Below are 20,595 nucleotides of genomic sequence, written 5' to 3' on the forward strand. Positions count from 1 at the left end.
CGATCTTCAGCTTTCCTCCCTCGACCCAGTCGACCCAGGCGCCGAAAGCGCTTCCCGTTCCCCCAGCGCCAACGCCAGAAGCAGCGCCGCCGCCTTCCGCACGGCGGGCGGTCTGCTCCGCTGCATAAACTTTCCCATCATCGTATACGACCTCCTCTGAAATCTTCCCAACGCACCGGGCGCCGTTTCGCTTTTTCCGCGTCTTTCGACGCGCGCTGCGCTCCATGCCGGCATACAACACGCCATCATAAGAGTGTTCACAAACATATCATACCCCCGTGTAAAGATAACGAGTTGTTTGTGTTTATACTTTACCCCGAGTAAACAAAAGCCGCGACGCTTTCAAACGCCTGCGGCCGGCTCGGAATTCCCCGCGCAAAGAACGGAGACACGAAGGGGAAAAGTCGAAATATTCTTCAACATTTTTCAGCGCTTTTTGACAAAAATACGCGAAAAAAATTTATTCAGCCCGCTTTTGCGGCCGGCGTCGCAGTCTTTTATGAATTTATCTACAATCACGACGGGGACGCCCGTACAAAAAGGCGCTTGACCTGAAGCGGACTTTCAGTGTTAAATTATTCGAGGTTTTCGGCCGGGCAGGTTCCGGTCGCCATAGACGATCAAAAGTGACGGAGGTTCTCTGTGCGCATCATCATCGCAGTTTCAGGCGTTATTTTCCTGTACGAGGCGTTCAGCATGATCTGGCCGCTGCGGCTGCCTCTCTGGGGCAAGCTGGCCGCCGCGGCGCTGCTGCTGGCGGGGGCTTTCAAGAATTCCATCTACCAGCGGCTGGGCGGCGGCATGTTCTTCGCCCCCGATCTGCCGCGCTGGGTCATGATCGCGGGCTCGCTGCTCTACAATCTGCTGATCGTGGCGCTGTTTCTGCTGCTGGTCAAGGACGCGGTCTGGCTGCTGTGGAAGCTCTGCGCCCGCCGCCCGTTCCCCGCCGCGGAGGCCTCGCTGCTCGCCCTCGTCTTCGCCGCGGCGCTGACCGCTTACGGCACGTGGGAGGCGATCCGCGTGCCGGACGTCGCCGAGCGTCCCGTGACGATCCGCGGGCTGGCGCCCGAGTTCGAGGGGCTCAGGGTGGCGCTGCTCGTCGACCTTCACGCCAGCGCGCTGAACCGCCGCCCGCTGATCCAGGCCATCGTCGACAGAACGATGGCGCTCAAGCCCGACCTGATCCTGATGCCCGGCGATTTCGTCGACGGGCTGGTCAGCCAGCGCAGGGAGGATCTGGAGCCGCTGGCGCAGCTGAAAGCGCCGCTGGGCGTTTTCGGCTCGTCGGGCAACCACGAATATTACTCGGGCTTCGACGCCTGGATGAAGCAGCTGCGCAAATTCGGCGTCACGATGCTGGAAAACGAACACCGCGTACTGGCCCGCGGCGAAGGGCGGCTGGTGCTGGCCGGAGTGCCCGACCAACAGGGGGCGCGCATGGGCCGCGCCGCGCCCGATCCGGACAAAGCGCTGGCCGGCGCGCCTCGGGGCGTCCCCGTCATCCTCATGGCCCACCGCCCCGAAGCGGCGCGCGAAAACGCGGCCCGCGGCGTGGCGCTGCAGGTATCCGGGCACACGCATGGCGGCATGATGCCGGGGCTCGACCGGCTCGTCGCCCGGTTCAACGGCGGTTTCGTCAAGGGCTGGTACGACGTCGGCGGCATGAAACTGTTCAACAGTCCCGGCACTTCGCTTTGGAACGGTTTCCCGCTGCGGCTCATGGATCCCGCCGAAATCACGCTGCTCACGCTCCGCGCCGCGCCGTGATCCTGCGGCAAAAAACCCGTGATCCTGCGGCAAAAAACAAAGAAGCGCGCTTCCGCGGTCGAAACGATCGCGAAAACGCGCTTCTTTTTCGTCTCTCTGACTCTCTTCGCCGATCGAAAAAAATTGTTCGGCTTTTTCGTTGAAAACCGGCTTCTCTCAGCAACTACGATGCCAGACTCTCAAGCGCGCAGATCAGATCGCCGAGGCGGTTGAGCTGCGCGCGCCGGAACGACCGGATCATCAGCCGCGCGCGCTCCGTGCGCGGAGAGGCGTCCCGCGCCAGGGCCAGCCCCGGCAGCCAATCGAGCGGCAGGGCCCAATCCTGCTGCGGCGCGTCCTTGAAGGCGTAGAGCGCGCGATTCAAAAGCCGCGTGGCGCGCAGGGGCTCCATCCGCGGCAGCGGCAGTCCTTTCAGCCGCGCGCGCAGGTCTTCCGTGTCTTCGTAACGGGGCAGCTCCCGTTCCAGCGCCGCGGTCAGGGCCGGCACGTCGAAGGGGAATCTTTTCGGCGACGCCAGGCGGCTCAGCGCCAGCGCGTAAAGCCGCGCGTCCTGCTTCATGACGACGGGATCGACGTGTTCCATCACGTCCTCTTCGGTGTGCCACCACCAGCTCATGAAGCCGTTCGCCGTGCCGTCCGGCGAACCGTCAGGCAGCGTCGAGCTCCAGCTCATGCAGCTGGAAACGCCGATATTCTTGAACGACAGGTCCCAGCCCGTCACGAAGCCGCCGGGGCGCAGTTTTTGGCCGGTCACGTCGGCCACGACGGAAGCGTACAGACCGCGCAGGTCCGGCCCCGAAGAGCCGCGCGCGAAGTCGTCCGCGCCGCGCAGCCCCGGCATGTCGGCGTTGCACAGCGCCAGGCAGCGGCGCCGCAGCGAATCGAAATTATCCGCGGCGAAGGCCGACGAGCCGGCGTAGCGTCCGTTCGAGTGTCCCGACCACCAGCAGATCTTGATCCCCCGCGCCAGGGGGCGTGCGGCGAAAAGTCCGGCCATGGCGAGCGCGACGGCGTTGCCGGTGGCGTTGTCGCAGGCGCCGTAATGCCACGAATCCAGATGGTTGCCCAGCAGCACGTACTCTTCGCTTTCGCCGGGCAGGTCGGCTTCGAGCACGGGGATCTCGCGAACTCCGTTCTCCACGCGCGTTTCGAGTTCGAGAACCGCATCTCCGGCGCAGGCGCGGCGGATCAAGGCCTCGCCTGCGCCGCGCGGCATGACCGCGACCGGCAGCGCGGGATAAAGCGAACTTTCCCACGGGTCGGGCTGTCCCCAGATAAAATTGACGTTGCCCTCGTGGATCAGCGTTTCGTCGCCCTGTTCCCAAACGCAGACCAGCGCCGCCGCGCCGCGGTCCTGAGCGTCCATGACCGCGACCGGCGACGCGGTGCGCGCGACGACGATCTTTCCCAGCAGGTCGCGCTCGCGCGGGGCGCCGCGCGCGGCCAGAAGGTCGAGCGGATTGTGCAGCAGCTCCGTCTTTTCGACGAAGACCGGCGTCCCTCGCACGGGCTCGCGCGTCGAAGCGCAGAAGCTCCACGTCTTGCACGGCAGGCGGCGCTCGCTCCCGTCCGCATCGAGCAGCGTCAGCCGCGCCGAGACGGGGTCGCTGAGCCAGGCGGGATAACGATGCAGCGTCCACTTCACGCCGGCGCGGCTGAGGCGGTCGGCGACAAATTCCGCCGCCTTCGCCTCGCCCTCGCGCCCCGACCTGCGGTCGAAAGAGGCGATCGTTTCGACGTCCTTCCAGACGCGGCCGTGGTCGATCGCGCCGAGCAGACCTTTCTCCGCCGCCGTCAGCATTTCGCCGCCGGCAGAGGGGCTTTCAGGAACTCCTCGACGAAATCGCCCAGGTAGCGCACCGTGCCCTCGAAGATCTCGCGCCCCCACGCCGCGTCGGCTTTGGCGCAGCTGTCGTCGCCGCCGCCGAAGGTACCGGTCTTGGTGAACGCCGCCGTCGAGCGGATGATCTTCACCGTCGCGCCCTTGAAGGCGATGGCGTTGCCGTACGTGCTTTTCAGCTCCGGCGTCAGCGAGCGGATCTCCTCGGGGACGAAGTTCTTTTCCTTGCGCACCCAGTCGGGGCGCAGCGCCATCATCACCGCCGCCTCCTGCCCGCCGCCGTGCCCGCCGCCCCAGCGTGGATCCAGCTCGCGGGCGATCGTCCACCAGTCCAGGATCGCGCCCAGGCCGCCGCGCCCGTAGATCCGCAAACACGCCGCCTCCAGCGCCGGATCGTTGCCGCCGTGGCCGTTGAGAAAGGCGAAACGGCGCACGCCGGCGTCCATCAGATGCACGGCGACGCTCGTCATCACCGACTGCAGCGCCGCCGTGCCGATGTCGATCGTGCCGCTGAACTCCGTGTGATAAGGGCACACGCCGTAGGGCATCGTCGGCAGCACGACCAGACGGTCGGCATAACGCGCCTCGAGCCGCCGCGCCATCTCTTCCGGGATCGTGAAGTCGGTGCCCAGCGGGCCGATCGAGCCGTGCTGCTCGGTGCTTCCCAGCGGGACCAGCGCCAGCAGATCGTCGGAAGCCGTTTCGTGGAACTCGTGCCACGTCATCGAAGCCAGATACATTTTCAATCCCTCCCGTACTTCCCGAACAAAAGCAAAGAGAGATCCCGCCGCGCGCCGGGCGGCTGCGGCGGGGACCTCCGTCATGACTGGGCGAGCCCTAGGCGAAATGGCGCTTCAGCGTCTCGTCCGAAGCCCTGCGGGTCGCCAAGCTGACGACGATCATGACGATCATCGCGTACGCCCAGCAGACCATCAGCGGGTTGAAGCCGAAGGCCCAGCCGGGATGCTTGAGCGTCATCAGCACGAACAGCGCCTCGCCCACCGCCACGCCGGCGAACGCGCCCGCACGGGTCGCGCCCTTCCAGTAGAGACCGAGCAGCACCGGCGCCGTCCAGATCCCCAGACCGCCGAAAGCGAACAGGATCAGCTTGAAGATCGTCGCGGGACGCGAAACGCCGAAGCAGATGGCGATCACGCCGATGATCACCGTGACGTAGCGCGACATACGCAGGATCTGGCCGTCGGTCGCCCGCGGGTTGACGCGCCTCTGGTAAATGTCGCGGGTGATCGCGCCCGTGGCGGAGATCAGCAGCGAATCGATCGTCGACATGCCGGCCGCCATGATGCCCGTGATCAGCAGCGAGGAAATGACGGGCGAAAGGCTCTTCTGCAGCAGCAGAGGCACGATGAAGTCGATATCCTTGCCCTGCAGCCCGGGAATGGAAACGATGCCGTTGACGCCCGACCACTCGATCAGCGTCGCGGCGATCCACATGCCCAGCGTGCCGAGAATCGTAGCCTTGAACATGACCTTATAGTTTTTCATGGCGAAGAACTTCGTCACCAGCGTCGGCTGCGAGATCGAGAAAAAGCTCCACAGCACGATCATCGACACGTAGTTCGCCCAGCCGTAAGCCCCGCCGACGCCGGGATGCGACATGTACGCAGGATTGAGCTCGAGCAGCTTGGCCGAAATCGCCTCGAAGCCTCCGCCCAACCTGATCGATACCACAAACGTGACGATCGCCGTGGCCAGCATCAGACCGCCCTGGATCACGTCGGTCAGCATGGCGCCGCGGATGCCGCCGCTCATGCAGTAAAGGATGACGACGATCCCCATGCCGACGATGCCCACCCACTCGGGCGCGCCCGTGTACACGCGCAGGATCACGCCGGCGCCGATCGTCTGCGCGCCCATCATCGGGATCATGAAAATGATCATCAGCAGCGCCTGGAACGTGCGCAGGCCGTTGGACTCGAAACGGTCGCCCAGATAATCGGCCAGCGTCAAGAATCCCTGCGTGTGCCCCAGCTTGATGAGCTTGCGCCCCACCAGCAGCGCCGGGATGATCATGGAAAACACCAGCCCCGGCACGGAAATGGACAGCCCCGCGAAGCCGACCTTGTAGCAGGTCGCCGGACAGCCCATGAACGTGCTCATGCTGTACTGCGTGGCGAAATAGGCGAAGCCGCTGACGATGGCGCCGGCTTTGCCGCTCATGACGAAGAAGTCCTTCAGCGTGGTGGTGTTCTTTGCCGAAAAGTATCCGATGCCCGCCATCAGCACGAAATAAAAAGCGAGAACTCCGTAAAACACCGACGGGATCGGCTTGAGCATTGTCCCTACGTCCATGATGAACTACACTCCTTTCCGTTCTTCGTCAAATTCGTGGTACTCGGGACGGCGCATGGCCTGTACATAAAAAACGACGATCAGGACCATCGTGATCGCCGTGTGGACCGTCCAGCCCACGATGAAACCGGGCAGCCCGTAAATCACGGGGATGTACCGGGTCGCGTAAAAGAACGGGAACGGGACCATGATGATGAAGAACAGAAAACCGAAAATCAGCGCCCATTTTTTTTCGAAACTGTTGCTGAAAATATCCATCCAAGCCGCTCCTTTCAAGAAAAATGCCTCTGCCGCACCTCCGCCGCCGACCCTAAAGATCCCGCGCCTCCTTTCCGGGCCTGAAAACAGCGCGCGCCGCAAAAACGGCGTCGTAAACAAAAAATAAATGTATCCAAAAAACCCGGTTTGAGTATAATAATTTTCCCTGAGCGTGTCAATGGATCCATTTTTCCGAACGGCGCATGGACGCTTGATATCTCTTTCACGATCCGTTTCAGGAGCGGCCGTTTCATCAAGAAACGACGGCCCGGCGGGCGTCTGAAAAACTTTCAGAGCCCGCCGGGCCGTTATCGTTTTGTGTACAATGATTCTCTTAAAGCTGCGCCAGCAGTTCCTCGACGGTCTTCTTGCCGAACATCGGCTGGCCGTCGTTGACGACGTAGCAGGGAACGCTCATGACGTTGTACTTTTCGCGCAGTTCCGGGAAGTGGTTGAGATCGTAGACGTCGACGGAGACGCGCGGATTCAGCGAAGCGATGCGCTGCGCCGCGGTCACCAGCTCCGGGCACATCGTGCAGGTCAGGCTGACCATGATCGTCATATGCACGTCGCGATCGAGTTTTTCGATCAGGGTTTTGGTCCGGTCGTCGATGCGCTGTCCGGGGCCGGCGAGGTTGTACAGGCCGAGCACGAACGAGGTGAACTCGTGCCCGCCGGGAACGCCGTGGAACGCGATCCCCGCCTCGCGGCCGTCGGCGCGGCACACTCTGACGCAAGGGGCGCCGTCGCCCGCCGCGGCGGATTTTTCCACGGTCAATTTGTCCGTCAAGGCCGCCAGCGCGTCCATGTAATTCTCCAGTTCGCGCGAGACGGGCCGCTCGTCCAGGGACAGGCGCAGGGTCAGCGGCGACTCCATCTTGGCGAACAGCGCGTCCAGCTGCTGAACCATATCGGCGCTGAAGAGGCCGTCGCCTTGGGGCGCCGTCGCCGGCGCACTCTCGCCGCGCCCGGAATCGGCGGGCCGATGCGCGGCTGCGCGCCTGTGGGGAACTTCGGGCTTCAGACCGGTCTTCTTCTGCATGGCCGCGCAGTACTTTTCAAGCTCGGTGGCCGCCAGCGCGCTGTCGCCGACGGCCGTGACGACCTGACGCAGGTTTTTGATGCAGACGTCGCCGGCGGCGTAGACGCCGTCTACCGAGGTCTTCTGCTGCCGGTCGGTGATCACGTAACCGCGCTCGTCCAGATCGACGATGCCCCTGAAAAGCTCCGTGCTCGGCGAGTAGCCGGCGAAGACAAAGACGCCGAAAGTGTCGCCGTTCTCCGGCTCGAAGACCGTGCGCTCGCCGGTCTTGCCGTTGACGTAGACCAGGCGGCGCAGCACGGAATCGCCCGAGACGCTTTCCACCGAGGTGTTGGTGAGCACGGTGATCTTCTCGTTCCGCCGCGCCTCGTCGGCCGCCGACTTGGCGCAGGAAAAATCGTCCTTGCGGATCAGCACGGTGACGTGCGAGGCGTACTTGGTCAGGAAAACGCTCTCCTCCGCCGCCGCGAAACCGCCGCCGACGACGAAGACCGGCTTGCCGGTGAAGAACTCGCCGTCGCAGGTGGCGCAGTAGGCGACGCCGTGCCCGCGGAAATCCAGCTCGCCCTCGAAGCCGACCGTGCGCGGATGCGCGCCCGTGGCGACGAGCAGCCCGAAACATTCGAAGACGCCGCGGCTGGTCACGACCCGACGCACGTCGCCATCGACCTCGACGGCCGTCACCTCGGCGAGCAGGAACTCCGCGCCGAAGCTCTCCGCCTGGCGGCGCATCTTTTCCGTCAGCTCCGCGCCGCTGGCGCGCTCGACGCCCGGATAGTTGACGACTTCGGACGTGATCGTGATCTGTCCGCCGAACTTTTCCTTCTCCACGACCAGCACGCGGTAGCAGGCCCGCGCCAGATAAAGAGCGGCGGTCAGTCCAGCCGGACCGCCGCCGATAACGATGACGTCGTAGAGATTTTCGCCCACGCTCACTTACAGCGCTCCGACGAGGTCGAGGCTCGGCTTCAGAGTCTCCGCGCCCGGCTTCCACTTGGCGGGGCAAACCTGGTCGCCGTGCTCGGCGACGAACTGGCAGGCCTGCAGCTTGCGCAGCAGCTCGTCGGCGTTGCGGCCGACGTTGCCGGAATTGACTTCGTAGGCGACGATCTTGCCCTCGGGATTGACGATGAACGTGCCGCGCTCGGCGATGCCAGCCTCCTCGATGAGGACGTCGAAGTCCTTCGCCAGCGCGTGGGTCGGATCGGCTAGCATCGGATAGGTCAGCTTGGAAATCTTCTCGGAGTGATCGTGCCACGCCTTGTGCACGAAATGGGTGTCGCAGGACACGGAGTAGATCTCGCAGCCGGCGGCCTTGAACTTCGCGTAATTGTTTTCCAGATCTTCGAGTTCGGTCGGGCAGACGAAGGTGAAATCCGCGGGATAGAAGAAGAACACGCTCCACGTGCCGAGGATGTCGGCCTTGGTCACGGTCTTGAACTCGTTGTTCTGATAAGCGGAAACCTTGAAATCGGAAACTTCCTTGTTGATAAGAGACATCTTGAATGACCCCCTTGATGTTTTTGGATTAGCATTAATTAACCCTGACTAAAAATATCATATTTCTACGCAATGTCAAGAGGGGGATCAGCAAAAAAACGATTTTTTACGATCCCGCGGCAACAAAGGGAGCCGTCTCGAATCACAGATCTTTCTCCTTGACCGCGGGGCCGACGTACTGATCCATCACGAGCGCCAGATAGAGATTGAGGCAGGTGCGGAAATCTTTCAGGTTCAAGCCCGACTCCTTGTCGAGCTTGTCGAGGCGGTAGATCAGCGTGTTGCGGTGCACGTGCATGCGCCGCGCCGCTTCGACCAGCGAAAAGCCGCTTTCGCACCATTCGCGAATGGTCTCGCGCATCTGTTCCCAGTCGGGATAGCGGCGGAAAGCGCCCGTCACGGCCTGGACGAAGCGGGTGCGCACGGGCGAATCGATCGTGGTGATCACGTCTTCGAGGCGGTAATCGGCGATGTTGTAGACGCCCGGCTGCTGACGGAATTTCTTGCCGAGGAACAGGGCTTTCCACGCTTCCTGATAGCTGACCGCCAGCGCGGAAATGCCCAGCGCCGGCGAACCGATGCCGATGGCGGCCTTGAGATCGAAGGCTTCGATGGCCTGCAGGATCTTGCGCGCGCGCGCCGCGGCTTCGTCGACCATGGAATTCCCGTGCTCCGTCTTCTCGCCGCCGGCCGCGAAAAGGATCACGAAACGGTTGTTGCCGAGCATGGCCGAAAGGTCGCGCGGCTCGGCGAAGAGCTTGCGGATCGACGCGAGCACGGCTTTCTTCACGTTGAGGATGCGCGTTTCGGCGTTCTCGCTCTGGCGGCGCATCTGCTCGCGCACCTGCAGGGCGAAGCGGCCGAACTGGTACAGGTCGACGGCGATGGGAATGTAATGCCAGGTGCGGTCGTAACCGTATTCGGACGCGCGCGACAGCAGCAGCGCCTCGTTGCTGACGCCGGGGACGAAGGAGCCGATGTCCTGGACGAGATTCTGCAGCGTGCTCTCGCGATTGACCGAGTAGGCGTACAATTCGCGCTCGCGCAGCAGCAGTTCGACCTGCTGCTTCACGATCGCGGCGAAGGGAACGACTCTTTCGGGCTCGCCGGCGATCGCCACCGTGCCGGCGATCTGCCCGTTCATGCTCCGGACCGGCGCGGTGACGCCGGGCAGCGTGCCTCTGAGCTGCTGCGCCTGCCTTTCGCCGGTACGAGCGTTCTGTCCGCTGGCGACGACGGATAGCGATGCCTCGTGAAACTGTTCGAGGCGGTCCGTGTTGCTGGAACCGACGATAACGCCTTCCGCATCGGTGATGATCACGTCGAAATTGATGGCCGAGGCGACGGCGGCGGCGATTTCCTGGGCGCATTTGCGCAGCAGGATGTTTCCCTCAGAGTTCTGTTCATACATTTTTCTCACCTTGTGCTTAAAGTATAAATACAGTTAATATTTAGCCATAAATTTTATATTTTTGCAATAGCATATTGAGTGATATTTCACGAACAATCCTCCGAAGTTGTCAGCCAAAGTCCGCTTATGCCTTCTTTGACCGAATGAAAAACGGGAAACGTGTCGCGGCGCATGGAACATTTCCCGTCCGAATGTGTTAAGATGTACTCTACTGACTCGTTCATCGGCAAATTTTTATTCTTCGAAGGCGAAAGGATTTGATCTAAAAATGGCAGAAAATGCGCTTGAAGTGCTTCGCGCGCGCGGCTTCATCGACTGGACCACGGACGACGCCGGCGTCAGGGAATTGTTCGACACAGGCATGGTCACGGCTTACGTGGGCTTCGACCCCACCGCGGACAGTCTGCACGTCGGCCATCTGATCCCGCTGATGGGCTTGGCCTGGCTGCAGCGGCTCGGGCACCGGCCCATCGTGCTGGCCGGCGGCGGCACGGGCATGATCGGCGACCCGTCCATGAAGAGCGCGGAGCGCAATCTGCTGACGATGGATCAGATCCGCCACAACGTCGAAGGCGTCAAGAAGCAACTCATGCACTTCGTCAGCTTCGACTGCGGCGAGAACTCCGCGCTGCTGGTCAACAACTACGACTGGCTGAGTTCCATGAACTTCCTCGAGTTCCTGCGCGATGTGGGCAAGTTCTTCACGATCAACAAGATGATCGCCAAGGAACACGTCAGGAGCCGCATCGAGGACCCGACCAAGAGTCTGTCTTTCACCGAATTCGCCTACACGCTGCTGCAGTCCTACGACTTCTACCATCTCTACACGACTTACGGCTGCCGCCTGCAGCTGGGCGGCAACGACCAGCAGGGCAACATCACCAGCGGCATCGACTTCATCCGCAAGCACGAAGAGGGCGCGGCGGTGTACGGCGGCACCAATCCGCTGCTGCTGACTTCCGCCGGGCACAAGTTCGGCAAGACCGAGGGCGGCGCCGTCTGGCTCGATCCGGCCAAGACCTCGCCCTACCAGTTCTATCAGTTCTGGGTCAACAGCGAAGACGCCACGATCGCCAAGACGCTGCGCTATTTCACGTTCCTGCCGCTCGACGAGATCGACGCGCTGGTCGCGCGCCACATGCAGTCGCCCGAGAAACGCGAAGCGCAGCGCGTGCTGGCCTACGAGATCACCAGGCTCGTCCACGGCGAAAACGTGGCGACCAACGTCCGGCACGCCAGCGAGATCCTCTTCGGCGGCGCTTACACGCCCGAAGATCTGACGGAAGAAATGCTCCACACGCTGGCGGCCGAGACGCCCTGCGGCAAAGTCGCCTCGCTGCCCATGCCGCTCGCCGACGCGCTCGCCGAGGTGGGCGCGTGCAAGAGCAAAGGCGAAGCCAAGCGCCTGATCGCCGGCGGCGGCGTGTCCGTCAACGGCGTCCGCGCCGACGACGGCGCGCAGCTCGAGGAGAAGGACGTGCTCTGCGGCTACTCCTCGCTGATCCGCCTCGGCAAAAAGAAATATTTTATGATCGGCCGCAAATAAGATGAGCTTCGCCGTTTCGGCCGTCGAATTCCTGCGCAAAACGCTCGCCTACCCCGACTGGCGCGGACGCGCGCTCTACGGCTTGTGCCGCGGCGTTTTCGCTCTCGTGCCCATCCGCCGGCGGCTGATGCTCGACGCGCTCAAAACCTCTTTTCCCGAAAAGGACGAAGCGTGGCGCAAAAAAACGCTGCGCGGCGTGTACCGCCACTTCTCCTGGATGATCGTGGAATTCCTCGCCTGCCAGAACGATCCCTCTCTCGTCAGCAAGATGGTCGTCGAGGTGGAAGGGCGCGAATGCGCCGACGCGCAGAAAGCCTCCGGCGCCGGCTGCTTTATGCTCACCGGCCATTTCGGCAACTGGGAGATCCTCGGCGGCTGGCTGCCGCAGAACGGTTATCCCGTCCAGCCCGCCGCGCGCGACGCCGACAATCCCGAATTCGCGGCGCTGATCGAGCGCTACCGCGCCAACCTCGGCGAAACCACGCTGCGCAAGGGCGCCATGAACGTGCGCCACATGATCCGGCAGGCGCAGGCCGGTACATGGGTCGCCCTGCTCGCCGATCAGGACGCCGGGGACCGCGCCGTGCCCGTGACGTTTTTGAACCGCCGCACCACCATGGTCGAAGGCCCCGCCGCGCTGGCGCTGACGGCCAAACTGCCGCTGCTCACTGTTTACTCGCTGCGCCTGGCTCCGTTCAAATACCGCGTCGTCTTCCTGCCCGACCTCGTCGGGGATCCGCAGGAACGCAGCCGCGAGAACGTCGCCGCGCTGACGCAAAAAGCCAACGCCGTGCTCGAAGAGATGGTGCGCCTCGCCCCGAGCAGTGGTTCTGGTTCCACCGCCGCTGGAAGACCGACCCCGACCATCCCGGCGTGAAAATGCAGTAATCCTGCGGCGAAACTTTACGACAAAAAAATAAAACAGGGCGGCTGAGCGAGAGTTTTCGTTCAGCCGCCCTGTTTGTTTTTCTTGTTCGATCCAGCCGCGCTATTTCACCTTCCAGCGGTTTTCGAGCAGCTGCAGCGCGCCCGAGGTGACGCTGGTCAGCACCAGATAGACCACGGCCACGAAGATGAACGTCTCGAACGAGGCGTAGGTGACGCTGCGCACCTGCTGGCCGACCATGGTCAGGTCGCTGATAGCGAGCACGGAGAGCAGCGACGATTCCTTGATCAGCGTCACGAACTCGTTGCCGATGGCCGGCAGCATGTGGCGGATCGCCTGCGGCAGGATGATGCTCTTCATCGTCTGCCAGTAGGACAGCCCCAGCATCTTGGCCGCTTCCCACTGCCCCTTCGACACGCCTTCGATGCCGCCGCGCACGATCTCGCCCACGTAACCGGACGAGTTGATGCCGATGCCGAGGATGCCAGCCGTGGCCGCGTCGAGGTTCACGCCCAGCGCCGGCAGGCCGAAGTAGATCAGAAACAGCTGGATCATCAGCGGCGTGCCGCGCAGCACGTAAATGTACGCCGCCATCAGGTAGCGCAGCGGCTTGAACGGCATGACGCGGAACGAGCCGATGAAGATGCCCAGCGCCGAACCGAACAGCACGCCGAGGAACGAGGCCTGAATGGTCACGCACACGCCCTTCCAGAACATGTGCAGATACGGGATCAGCACGGAAAAGTCCAGTTCCATTTACTCCGCCTCCTCTGCCACGGCCGCGCCGTAATGGGAAAGCACGCGCTGCAGGAACGCGCGCGTGCGCTCCTTCTGCGGGCGCACGAAGATGTCGTCCGGCGCGCCCTGCTCGACGATGTGCCCGTCGGCCATGAAGATGACGCGGTCCGACACTTCCTTGGCGAAGAGCATCTCGTGCGTGATGATCATCATCGTCATGCCGCTTCTGGCCAGGTCGGCGATGACGTTGAGCACGTCGCCGACCAGCTCGGGATCGAGCGCCGAAGTCGGCTCGTCGAAGAGCATCACCTTCGGATCCATAGCCAGCGCTCGGGCGATGGCCACGCGCTGCTGCTGGCCGCCGGAAAGCTGCGCCGGGAACGCTTCGATCTTATCGCCGAGACCGACGCGTTCCAGAAGCTCCCGGGCGGTCTTTTCCGCCTCGGCGCGGGATTTGCCGCGCACTTTCATCGGCGCGATCGCCACGTTCTCCAACACGCTCAGGTGCGGGAACAGGTTGAACTGCTGAAAGATCATGCCCAGCAGCTCCGACTCCCTGGCGTTGGACATCTTCTCGCCGTCCATGCGGTGGCCGTAAACGTAGATCTCGCCGGAATCGATCCTCTCCAGACGGGCGATACAGCGCGCCAAAGTGCTCTTGCCCGAGCCGCTGGGCCCGATGACCGTGATCACTTCGCCCTCGTCGACGTTCAGCGAGACGCCTTTCAGCACGTCGAGAGCGCCGAACGATTTGTGCAGGTCCTTTACTTCTATCGCGTGAGTCACATTCGCTCACCTCCATTGAAATGCGTTCATTATAAATCAACTATCAGTTTATTGCCAGATGAAAATTGCAATTTTGTTTATTTGTTTTCACAAGAGAGGGATCGCCGCTCGAAGCGCCGCACAAAAAAACAGGCTGGCGCGTCGGCCAACCTGTCTTATAATATTTTTCTACAATCCCATGACGCGAGGGAGATAGGTCGTAAAGACCGGAAACGTCACGATGATCAGCTGCACAGCCAGCGCCACGAGCACGAACGGCCAGATCCGGCGGAACATCTCGCCCAGCGGCACCTTGCCCACCGCGGCGACGATGTAGTTGCAGGCCCCTACCGGCGGCGTGATCAGAGCGATCGTCACGTTCAGCGTCATCACCACGCCGAAGTGGAAAGGGTCGATGCCGGCCTTGGCCGCCAACGGCGCGAATACCGGCGTCAGCAGCGTCATCACCGAGATCTCCTCCATGAACATGCCGATCACGAAGACGATCAGGCTGAGCACGACCATCAGCAGCCAGGGATGCCCCAGCAGCCCGGCTTCGACGACGAACTGGCTGAACGCCTGCGTGACGCGCTCCCACTTGAGATACCAGCCGACGACCGAGGCCGCGCCCATGATCAGAAAGATCGCGCTGGTCAGGCGCACCGTCTCGCCGACCGCCTCGGCGAAACCGCGCAGCGTCAGCCGCCGCGTCACCGCCACGCCGGCGAAAACGCAGTAGCCCGCCGCCAAAGCGCCCGACTCCGTCGGCGTGACGATCCCCGACATGATGCCGCACATGATGATGCACGGCGCCAGCAGAGCCAGAAACGAGCGGAACAGGATCCGCCACTTCTGCGCGTATACGCCCGCCAGGTCGGTCTTGGGCACGTCGTATTTGCGCGCGTAGTACCAGTTCATGGCCATGTAAGCCAGACCGAGCGCGATCCCCGGCGCCACGCCGGCGGCGAAGAGCCTGCCGATGGACGTGTTGGTCATCGACGCGTAGATGATCATGAAAATGCTGGGAGGAATAATCGGCCCGATCAGCGAGCTGCCCGCCGTGATCCCCGCCGCGTACGACGCGGGAAAGCCTTCCTTCACCATGGCGGGGATCAGGATCGAACCCAGCGCCGAGGCGTCGGCCGCGGCGCTGCCGTTGACGCCGGCGAAGATCACGCTGCCGACCACGTTGACGTAACCCAGCCCGCCGCGCACCGAACCGACCGCCAGACGGCTGAAGTCGATGAGGCGGTCGGTGAGTCCGGAGCGGTTCATCAGCGTGCCCGTGAGGATAAAAAAGGGAATCGCCATCAGCGAGAAGGAATCCATGCCGCCGAAAAACTGCTGCGGGACGACGCGCAGCAGCGTCAGGTCGCCCGCGCCGAGGATGCCGAGCAGCCCCGCCATCGTCAGCGAAGCGTAGAGCGGCACGCCGAGAAGCATCAGCGCAAAAAACGCCGCCAACAGAAGGAAGCCGCTCATCGGCTTTCATCCCCGCTTTCGGAGCCGTGCCGGCACTTGCAGAGAACGACGATCATCAGCATGGCCATGCCGAGGGGCACCGCCATCAGCGGCACCGCCTTGGGCACGCCCAGCGCCATGGTCTTCATCCTCCACCCGCCCATCACGTTTTGAGCGCCGAACCAGACCATCACGCCGAGGACCGCAGCCTGGACCGCCGCCGACAGAAGACGGCAAAACGTCCTGCCGCGCGGCGGCAGCGCGTTCGCCACGAAATCGATCGACATCTGGTCGCCGTTGAGAGAAGCCGCCGCCGCGCCGATCAGCGCCATCCACACCAGCGAAAAACGCGCCAGCTCCTCCGTCCAGATGGGGCGGCATGATAAAAATAGCGCAGCACCACGCCCATGACGATGTCGCCGATGTTGATCAGCAGCAGCACCCCGCCGAACCAGAGGCTGAGGAGCCCCACCCAACGGCTCAGCCGTTCGAGAAAATCCATGCGCTGCCGGGCCTCACTTCGCGGAGGCTTTTTCGTTGGCCGCCTTGGCGTCGCGCAGGGCCGCTTCGAGCCATTCGGCGGAGACCTTGCTCTTCAGCCACTCGATGTACGCGGGCTGGCCGATGCCGCGGAACTGCTCCATCTCCTCCGGCGTGGGCGCGTAGACCTGCATGCCCAGCTGACGGCATTTTTCCACCTGCTGGGAATCTTCGGCTTCGATGCGAGCGCGGGTGAGGCGGTTGGCCTCCTTCGCCGCTTCGAGGATGACGGCGCGCTCCTCGTCGCTGAAGCTGTCGAACAGGTCGCCGTTCATGACCAGGAATTGGTCGGAGTACTGGATGTTCGCCAGCGTCATGTACTTCTGCACTTCCGTCAGGCTGCCCAGCAGCACGTAGAAGGCCGGGTTCATCTGCCCGTCGACGACGCCCGTCTTCAGCGCCATGTAGAGTTCGCCCCAGGGGATAGGCGTGCCGCTGGCGCCGAACGCCTTGAAGATCGCCACCTGCCCCTCGTCCATGCCGCGGAACTTCAGGCCGGGGAAATCGGCGGGGCTGCGGATCTCGCGCTTGGAGTTGGTGAAGGCGAGGAAGCCGCCTTCCTCCACCGCTTCGATCAGCACGCAGCCCGTGCGCTCGCGGAACAGCTTTTTCAAATTGGCCCAGTATTCGCTCTCGTCGAAGAAAACGTGCGCCGCCTCGTAGCTGTTGAACATGAACGGCACCGACGAGGGATACAGCTCCGGCAGCACCGTGCCCATGGCGGCGAACGAGGAGACGTCGGCCACCGGCTGATTCAACCCGTCCTTCATCATCAGCTCCATGCGCTGCTCTTCGCTGCCCAGCTGCTCGTCGGGGTACAGTTCGAACGTGATGTTCCCCTGCGTGCGCTCCGTGACGCGCGAAACGAATTCCTTGACGAAGTAATGCACCACGTTGTTCTCGACGTTCGCCGGTCCGATGTGCGACATCTTCACGACCGTCGCCGCGCCCGCCGCGCCGCTCAGCCCCAGCGCCAGCGCACAGGCCAGCGCTATTTTCCCGATAACGGTTCTTTTCATTATCCCATACCTCTCAGCTTGAATTTTCCAATCAAATACTTCCGACATTTTATCCCAAAGGACGCAAAAAAGACAGCGCTCCCGCAAGAAACAATCTTTCTCAAGCGCGCGCCAATCCTTCGCGGCGCTATTTCAAGTCCGCCGGGAGCGCGATCTTCTCGATCCGGTAATTTCTCCCGTCGACGCGCATCATCGCGAAGGAAAGTTCCAGGCCGAAACGCCGCCGTCCGCAGCTGCCGGGGTTCAACCACAGCACGCCGCCGCGCAGCGCCTCGCAATAGCGGTGCGAGTGTCCGAAGATCACCGCGTCCACATCGTCCAGGTCCGTCGGCACGTCGGCAAGACGGTGCGCCATGAAAAAATTCAGCCCTTCGATCCGAAAGCGCAGCGACAACGGCAGACGGCGCGCCAGCTCCCAGTCGTTGTTCCCCTGCACCGCGTACAGCGGCGCCAGTTCCCCCAGCCAGTCGAGCGTGTCCTCGTCGTCGAAATCGCCGGCGTGGACGATGCAGTCGCAGCGTTTCAGTCGCTCCAGTACCTGCGGGCGCAGCAGCCCGTGCGTATCGGAAATAATCGCGGCAAGCGCCGCCATGCTCTCACCTTCTCCGAAAAATCTCGTCATATTATAAAGCAAAGCGCCCGCCTTTTCGCGCCCGACCTCATCGCCGAAAGTCCGTCCTTCAGATCGAGGTAAAATTTCTATGTGCTTATCCTTGTCACGAAATTCATTTGCATTATAGCACTTCTTTAAAATTTAAATATATCACTAACACATGTTAGAAAGGAGTCCCCATGGAAATGCAGAGCTGAATTCTTGAAACGGCTCGTCGGCGCGGCCGAGCCCGTCGCAAACCCGGAAAAGGAACTGACGGAGATCGACTCGCGCTTCGGCGACGCCGATGATGAAGATCAACGATGGCGATCTCATCGTCTTTGTTCATGCCGAGACATGGATCCCCGGGAACATCGCCATTGTCCGGCCCGATAGAAAACTGGAGTGTTCAGGAGTAAAAACGGCTGTATTCTAGGTCACAGAACAAAGATCATGCCGATATCGAGGTCAGCGAAGACAATGATTTTTCGGGAGTCAGCCGCACCGTGAGGATCATCGCCGACCGCGATCCGAAACCGGTTTTACAACAAGAAAAAAGAAAGGGCGAGGCCGCATGAAAAAGATATTGATTTTCTTTTCTGTTCTCAGTGTCATCTTCTGGCTAGTGCTTTTGCACGAGAAAAAAACTTCGCAAGAAATCGAAGAAAAATGGACAAGGATCAATAAAAATCCGGTAGTAAAAGTGTTCAATAACATGATCAATAACGCGACTCTTGCAGATCGCGAAAAGGTTGTTAATGCCGATAAACTTCTTTTAACCTATGTCATTACAAAGCAGTTTAAACAAAATTTTAATAATATCTATGAAGTTGAGTTTTTGATAGCTTCTCTCAACGTATCACCTTGAATTTTACTATCAACAATAGTAATATCATTAATAGTAAAAAATGGAGGTGTCGCTATGTCATCAATAGATTTAGTTATACTCGGTATCGTATTGGAAAAACCGCAAAGCGCCTATGATATTCAAAAAGATGTGGAGTACCACCATTTTTCCCGTTGGACGAAAATAAGCGTGCCTTCCATTTATCGAAAGGTACTCCAGTTGAGCGAGAAAGGTTATCTGCAAAGCGATATCGTTAAAGGCGATAAGTTTGCGGATAAGGTAATCTATTCCATCACCGATAAGGGCAGAGCATATTTCAAGGAATTGATGGCTTCTTGCGCCGCGGGCTCGGTGCCCCTGTTATTCGATTTCAATGTAGTCATTACCAATCTGAACAAAATGGATAAAGCTGAAGCAATGGAGCTGCTTTCTACTTTGCGCCAGAGCATACAGTCCTCCACTGAATTAATTGAGGGATATGCTCAGGAATTTTCAGACATTCCTTTGCTGGGAAGAACGATTTTCGAGCAGCAGCGGCTCCTCTATCGCGCCCTTCTGGAATGGCTGGATCACTTTGAAGGGCGGTTTTTACAAGAATGAGCGTAGGCCCTCAAAGCAGCTTAACCATCCTGTTTGAAGCTCCATTTTGGATCGCCATATATGAAAGAACTGATAACGGCAAGTATGAGGTATGCAAAATCACTTTTGGATCAGAACCCAAAGATTATGAGGTCTATGAGTTTCTGCTGAAGTATCGGCACAAGCTGAAATTCAGCCCACCGCTCCAGGCCGAAGCAGCCATAGAACGGAAAATCAATCCCAAACGTATGCAGCGTGAAATTCATAGTCAACTGCAAGATAAGGGCATTGGCACAAAGGCGCAGCAGGCGTTAAAACTCCAGCATGAGCAATGCAAGCTGGAAAGGAAAACAAAGAGCCGAGAGCGGAAAGAAGCAGAGAAAGATCGCCAGTTTGCGACACGGCAGGAAAAGAAGAAAGCCAAACATAGAGGAAGATGACATGAGGATAGAATGGATTTTATGCCCCTTTTGCGGCAATAAAACGCGATTAAAAATCCGTGATGATACAGTCCTTGAAAATTTTCCGCTGTATTGTCCCAAATGTAAACACGAAACCTTGATCGCGGTACAACAACTGAATCTATCAATTATCCAAGAGCCGGACGCACAGACGCGGAGCCGATAACACAAAGGGAAACCTCGGATGTTATCGGCTCTGTTTTCTTGATATTCTCTATGATCTGCCAAGCGGCAGAAAAAAACGCCGCAAGGCAGACGGCTTTCTGCGCTCAAAAATAGTTTCTTCACGGCGGTTCAATTCGAGCCGCCGTTTTTCTTTGCTCCGACAACTTACACGGCGGCATAGAAGGAAGATGCCGCCATGTTGCGCCGGATTCTATCCCAGCCTGATCTGACGAGAGCTAGCTGCTCAAAAAGCCCATCCCCGTCGGCGGACAGTTTTGGCCATGAATATGAACTATACCATGTAAATAAACTTCATATTGCATACCATCGCGCCCGGCGGGGTTGCGACCCGCCGGGCGCTTTTTGTCGTTTCCTATGGCTGAGATGGCTGGCGGTTGCTTTTTCTGGATTTTTTTCAAATCAGCGACCTGACCATGGTCGACCAGCAGGTGCGCAGCGTCACCTACGCCTCGTTCGAGACGTTCATCTTCGTCGCCGTGATCTATCTGGTGCTGACCAGCGTTACCTCGGGCGCGCTGCGGCTGAACGTCATCGACACGCTGATCCTCCCGGCCCCGCTGGCCGTCAAAACGCTGGAACTCGTCGGCTGACGGCCGGACACTTCGACGCAAAATCGCCCTCAAAGCCTTTGCAATAAAGGTTTCGAGGGCGATTTTCAATCGATCTTGAATCAAGCCGAATCGTTATCATTTGGCGGCCCCGGCGCGACTCGAACGCGCGACCTACTGCTTAGGAGTTCGTCCGGAACGATGTTGTAGTGTGATGGGAAATGTCTGGGAATCCGCTCCAGTGCTGACTTTTTCGCAAGTGCGAAGTCCATCTGATACCGTCTTGTGATAACTAG

Annotated in this window: 24 protein-coding genes; 8 read left to right on the forward strand and 16 right to left on the reverse strand. The window is 60.5% G+C overall.

Translation table 11 applies throughout. The features are described from left to right. Positions 1 to 6: 6 nt before the first annotated feature. Positions 7 to 141 carry a hypothetical protein gene (locus tag RAH42_RS09345; protein ID WP_317539325.1) on the reverse strand — a complete coding sequence of 45 codons (135 nt, stop codon included), beginning with the start codon at positions 139 to 141 and terminating at the stop codon, positions 7 to 9. A 501-nt stretch (positions 142 to 642) separates the two neighbouring features. Between RAH42_RS09345 and RAH42_RS09350 the strand changes: the two genes are divergently transcribed. Beyond that, positions 643 to 1,767, forward strand: coding sequence for a metallophosphoesterase (locus tag RAH42_RS09350; protein ID WP_317539326.1), 1,125 nt, complete (start codon positions 643 to 645; stop codon positions 1,765 to 1,767). 163 nt (positions 1,768 to 1,930) lie between these two features. Here RAH42_RS09350 and RAH42_RS09355 read toward each other — a convergent pair whose 3' ends face one another. From RAH42_RS09355 to RAH42_RS09385, 7 genes are all read right to left on the reverse strand, one after another. Further along, positions 1,931 to 3,568: a M28 family peptidase gene (locus RAH42_RS09355; protein ID WP_317539327.1), complete on the reverse strand. Its 1,638-nt coding sequence runs from the start codon at positions 3,566 to 3,568 to the stop codon at positions 1,931 to 1,933. Further along, on the reverse strand, positions 3,562 to 4,347 hold the full coding sequence (locus tag RAH42_RS09360) for a creatininase family protein (RefSeq protein ID WP_317539328.1): 786 nt from the start codon (positions 4,345 to 4,347) through the stop codon (positions 3,562 to 3,564). The genes RAH42_RS09355 and RAH42_RS09360 overlap by 7 nt, the downstream gene beginning before the upstream one ends. 97 nt (positions 4,348 to 4,444) lie before the next feature. After that, positions 4,445 to 5,920: a sodium:solute symporter family protein gene (locus RAH42_RS09365; RefSeq protein WP_078016504.1), complete on the reverse strand. Its 1,476-nt coding sequence runs from the start codon at positions 5,918 to 5,920 to the stop codon at positions 4,445 to 4,447. A gap of 6 nt (positions 5,921 to 5,926) precedes the next feature. Then, positions 5,927 to 6,178 (reverse strand): hypothetical protein, encoded by a 252-nt coding sequence (locus tag RAH42_RS09370; RefSeq protein WP_296428967.1) that lies wholly within the window; start codon positions 6,176 to 6,178, stop codon positions 5,927 to 5,929. Positions 6,179 to 6,512: 334 nt separating this feature from the next. Next, entirely contained in the window at positions 6,513 to 8,156 is a 1,644-nt protein-coding gene (locus RAH42_RS09375) for an FAD-dependent oxidoreductase (protein ID WP_317539329.1), read from the reverse strand. Beyond that, positions 8,157 to 8,720, reverse strand: a complete 564-nt coding sequence (ahpC, locus tag RAH42_RS09380) for an alkyl hydroperoxide reductase subunit C (RefSeq protein ID WP_078016507.1) — start codon at positions 8,718 to 8,720, stop codon at positions 8,157 to 8,159. It abuts the gene before it with no gap. Positions 8,721 to 8,862: 142 nt separating this feature from the next. Then, entirely contained in the window at positions 8,863 to 10,131 is a 1,269-nt protein-coding gene (locus RAH42_RS09385; RefSeq protein WP_317539330.1) for a sugar diacid recognition domain-containing protein, read from the reverse strand. A 268-nt stretch (positions 10,132 to 10,399) separates the two neighbouring features. On the opposite strand from RAH42_RS09385, the gene tyrS reads away from it, so the two are divergent. Both tyrS and RAH42_RS09395 read left to right on the forward strand, forming a co-directional pair. After that, on the forward strand, positions 10,400 to 11,677 hold the full coding sequence (tyrS, locus tag RAH42_RS09390; protein WP_317539331.1) for a tyrosine--tRNA ligase: 1,278 nt from the start codon (positions 10,400 to 10,402) through the stop codon (positions 11,675 to 11,677). A 1-nt stretch (position 11,678) separates the two neighbouring features. Further along, a complete protein-coding gene (locus RAH42_RS09395) occupies positions 11,679 to 12,554 on the forward strand; it encodes a hypothetical protein (protein ID WP_317539332.1) in 876 nt (291 codons plus the stop codon). Positions 12,555 to 12,665: 111 nt separating this feature from the next. Here RAH42_RS09395 and RAH42_RS09400 read toward each other — a convergent pair whose 3' ends face one another. From RAH42_RS09400 to RAH42_RS09435, 8 genes are all read right to left on the reverse strand, one after another. Next, positions 12,666 to 13,319 (reverse strand): amino acid ABC transporter permease, encoded by a 654-nt coding sequence (locus RAH42_RS09400; protein WP_078016511.1) that lies wholly within the window; start codon positions 13,317 to 13,319, stop codon positions 12,666 to 12,668. Then, positions 13,320 to 14,087 (reverse strand): amino acid ABC transporter ATP-binding protein, encoded by a 768-nt coding sequence (locus RAH42_RS09405; protein WP_078016512.1) that lies wholly within the window; start codon positions 14,085 to 14,087, stop codon positions 13,320 to 13,322. A 168-nt stretch (positions 14,088 to 14,255) separates the two neighbouring features. Continuing rightward, on the reverse strand, positions 14,256 to 15,548 hold the full coding sequence (locus tag RAH42_RS09410; RefSeq protein WP_317539333.1) for a TRAP transporter large permease: 1,293 nt from the start codon (positions 15,546 to 15,548) through the stop codon (positions 14,256 to 14,258). Next, positions 15,545 to 15,859: a TRAP transporter small permease subunit gene (locus RAH42_RS09415; protein ID WP_317540257.1), complete on the reverse strand. Its 315-nt coding sequence runs from the start codon at positions 15,857 to 15,859 to the stop codon at positions 15,545 to 15,547. Before RAH42_RS09415 ends, RAH42_RS09410 begins: the two co-directional genes overlap by 4 nt. Further along, positions 15,850 to 16,029: a hypothetical protein gene (locus RAH42_RS09420; protein ID WP_317539334.1), complete on the reverse strand. Its 180-nt coding sequence runs from the start codon at positions 16,027 to 16,029 to the stop codon at positions 15,850 to 15,852. Before RAH42_RS09420 ends, RAH42_RS09415 begins: the two co-directional genes overlap by 10 nt. Before the next feature lie 13 nt (positions 16,030 to 16,042). After that, complete coding sequence (gene dctP, locus RAH42_RS09425) at positions 16,043 to 17,086, reverse strand: TRAP transporter substrate-binding protein DctP (protein ID WP_317539335.1); 1,044 nt, start codon at positions 17,084 to 17,086, stop codon at positions 16,043 to 16,045. 127 nt (positions 17,087 to 17,213) lie between these two features. After that, complete coding sequence (locus tag RAH42_RS09430) at positions 17,214 to 17,678, reverse strand: metallophosphoesterase family protein (RefSeq protein ID WP_317539336.1); 465 nt, start codon at positions 17,676 to 17,678, stop codon at positions 17,214 to 17,216. Positions 17,679 to 17,852: 174 nt separating this feature from the next. After that, on the reverse strand, positions 17,853 to 17,999 hold the full coding sequence (locus tag RAH42_RS09435; protein ID WP_317539337.1) for a hypothetical protein: 147 nt from the start codon (positions 17,997 to 17,999) through the stop codon (positions 17,853 to 17,855). A 253-nt stretch (positions 18,000 to 18,252) separates the two neighbouring features. Here RAH42_RS09435 and RAH42_RS09440 point away from each other — a divergent pair, with 253 nt between their 5' ends. From RAH42_RS09440 to RAH42_RS09460, 5 genes are all read left to right on the forward strand, one after another. Next, complete coding sequence (locus RAH42_RS09440; protein ID WP_317539338.1) at positions 18,253 to 18,546, forward strand: hypothetical protein; 294 nt, start codon at positions 18,253 to 18,255, stop codon at positions 18,544 to 18,546. A 54-nt stretch (positions 18,547 to 18,600) separates the two neighbouring features. Further along, positions 18,601 to 19,125, forward strand: a complete 525-nt coding sequence (locus RAH42_RS09445; RefSeq protein WP_078016517.1) for a PadR family transcriptional regulator — start codon at positions 18,601 to 18,603, stop codon at positions 19,123 to 19,125. Next, complete coding sequence (locus tag RAH42_RS09450; protein ID WP_317539339.1) at positions 19,122 to 19,544, forward strand: YjdF family protein; 423 nt, start codon at positions 19,122 to 19,124, stop codon at positions 19,542 to 19,544. Before RAH42_RS09445 ends, RAH42_RS09450 begins: the two co-directional genes overlap by 4 nt. 1 nt (position 19,545) lies before the next feature. Continuing rightward, on the forward strand, positions 19,546 to 19,731 hold the full coding sequence (locus tag RAH42_RS09455; protein ID WP_120372850.1) for a cysteine-rich KTR domain-containing protein: 186 nt from the start codon (positions 19,546 to 19,548) through the stop codon (positions 19,729 to 19,731). A gap of 394 nt (positions 19,732 to 20,125) precedes the next feature. After that, entirely contained in the window at positions 20,126 to 20,341 is a 216-nt protein-coding gene (locus RAH42_RS09460) for a hypothetical protein (RefSeq protein ID WP_317539340.1), read from the forward strand. Positions 20,342 to 20,595 lie beyond the last annotated feature (254 nt).

Source organism: Pyramidobacter sp. YE332 (genome assembly GCF_033060595.1).
Classification (GTDB): Bacteria; Synergistota; Synergistia; order Synergistales; family Dethiosulfovibrionaceae; genus Pyramidobacter.

What these genes read in the sequence shown, in the direction of transcription:
- RAH42_RS09430 (WP_317539336.1), bottom strand. Translation starts at nt 17,678, where the DNA reads ATGGCGGCGCTTGCCGCGATTATTTCCGATACGCACGGGCTGCTGCGC.
- RAH42_RS09345 (WP_317539325.1), bottom strand. Translation starts at nt 141, where the DNA reads ATGATGGGAAAGTTTATGCAGCGGAGCAGACCGCCCGCCGTGCGGAAG.
- RAH42_RS09385 (WP_317539330.1), bottom strand. Translation starts at nt 10,131, where the DNA reads ATGTATGAACAGAACTCTGAGGGAAACATCCTGCTGCGCAAATGCGCC.
- ahpC (WP_078016507.1), bottom strand. Translation starts at nt 8,720, where the DNA reads ATGTCTCTTATCAACAAGGAAGTTTCCGATTTCAAGGTTTCCGCTTAT.
- tyrS (WP_317539331.1), top strand. Translation starts at nt 10,400, where the DNA reads ATGGCAGAAAATGCGCTTGAAGTGCTTCGCGCGCGCGGCTTCATCGAC.
- RAH42_RS09395 (WP_317539332.1), top strand. Translation starts at nt 11,679, where the DNA reads ATGAGCTTCGCCGTTTCGGCCGTCGAATTCCTGCGCAAAACGCTCGCC.
- RAH42_RS09365 (WP_078016504.1), bottom strand. Translation starts at nt 5,920, where the DNA reads ATGGACGTAGGGACAATGCTCAAGCCGATCCCGTCGGTGTTTTACGGA.
- RAH42_RS09415 (WP_317540257.1), bottom strand. Translation starts at nt 15,859, where the DNA reads ATGGCGCTGATCGGCGCGGCGGCGGCTTCTCTCAACGGCGACCAGATG.
- RAH42_RS09360 (WP_317539328.1), bottom strand. Translation starts at nt 4,347, where the DNA reads ATGTATCTGGCTTCGATGACGTGGCACGAGTTCCACGAAACGGCTTCC.
- RAH42_RS09420 (WP_317539334.1), bottom strand. Translation starts at nt 16,029, where the DNA reads ATGGATTTTCTCGAACGGCTGAGCCGTTGGGTGGGGCTCCTCAGCCTC.
- RAH42_RS09355 (WP_317539327.1), bottom strand. Translation starts at nt 3,568, where the DNA reads ATGCTGACGGCGGCGGAGAAAGGTCTGCTCGGCGCGATCGACCACGGC.
- RAH42_RS09370 (WP_296428967.1), bottom strand. Translation starts at nt 6,178, where the DNA reads ATGGATATTTTCAGCAACAGTTTCGAAAAAAAATGGGCGCTGATTTTC.
- RAH42_RS09455 (WP_120372850.1), top strand. Translation starts at nt 19,546, where the DNA reads ATGAGGATAGAATGGATTTTATGCCCCTTTTGCGGCAATAAAACGCGA.
- RAH42_RS09440 (WP_317539338.1), top strand. Translation starts at nt 18,253, where the DNA reads ATGAAAAAGATATTGATTTTCTTTTCTGTTCTCAGTGTCATCTTCTGG.
- RAH42_RS09450 (WP_317539339.1), top strand. Translation starts at nt 19,122, where the DNA reads ATGAGCGTAGGCCCTCAAAGCAGCTTAACCATCCTGTTTGAAGCTCCA.
- RAH42_RS09445 (WP_078016517.1), top strand. Translation starts at nt 18,601, where the DNA reads ATGTCATCAATAGATTTAGTTATACTCGGTATCGTATTGGAAAAACCG.
- RAH42_RS09410 (WP_317539333.1), bottom strand. Translation starts at nt 15,548, where the DNA reads ATGAGCGGCTTCCTTCTGTTGGCGGCGTTTTTTGCGCTGATGCTTCTC.
- RAH42_RS09400 (WP_078016511.1), bottom strand. Translation starts at nt 13,319, where the DNA reads ATGGAACTGGACTTTTCCGTGCTGATCCCGTATCTGCACATGTTCTGG.
- dctP (WP_317539335.1), bottom strand. Translation starts at nt 17,086, where the DNA reads ATGAAAAGAACCGTTATCGGGAAAATAGCGCTGGCCTGTGCGCTGGCG.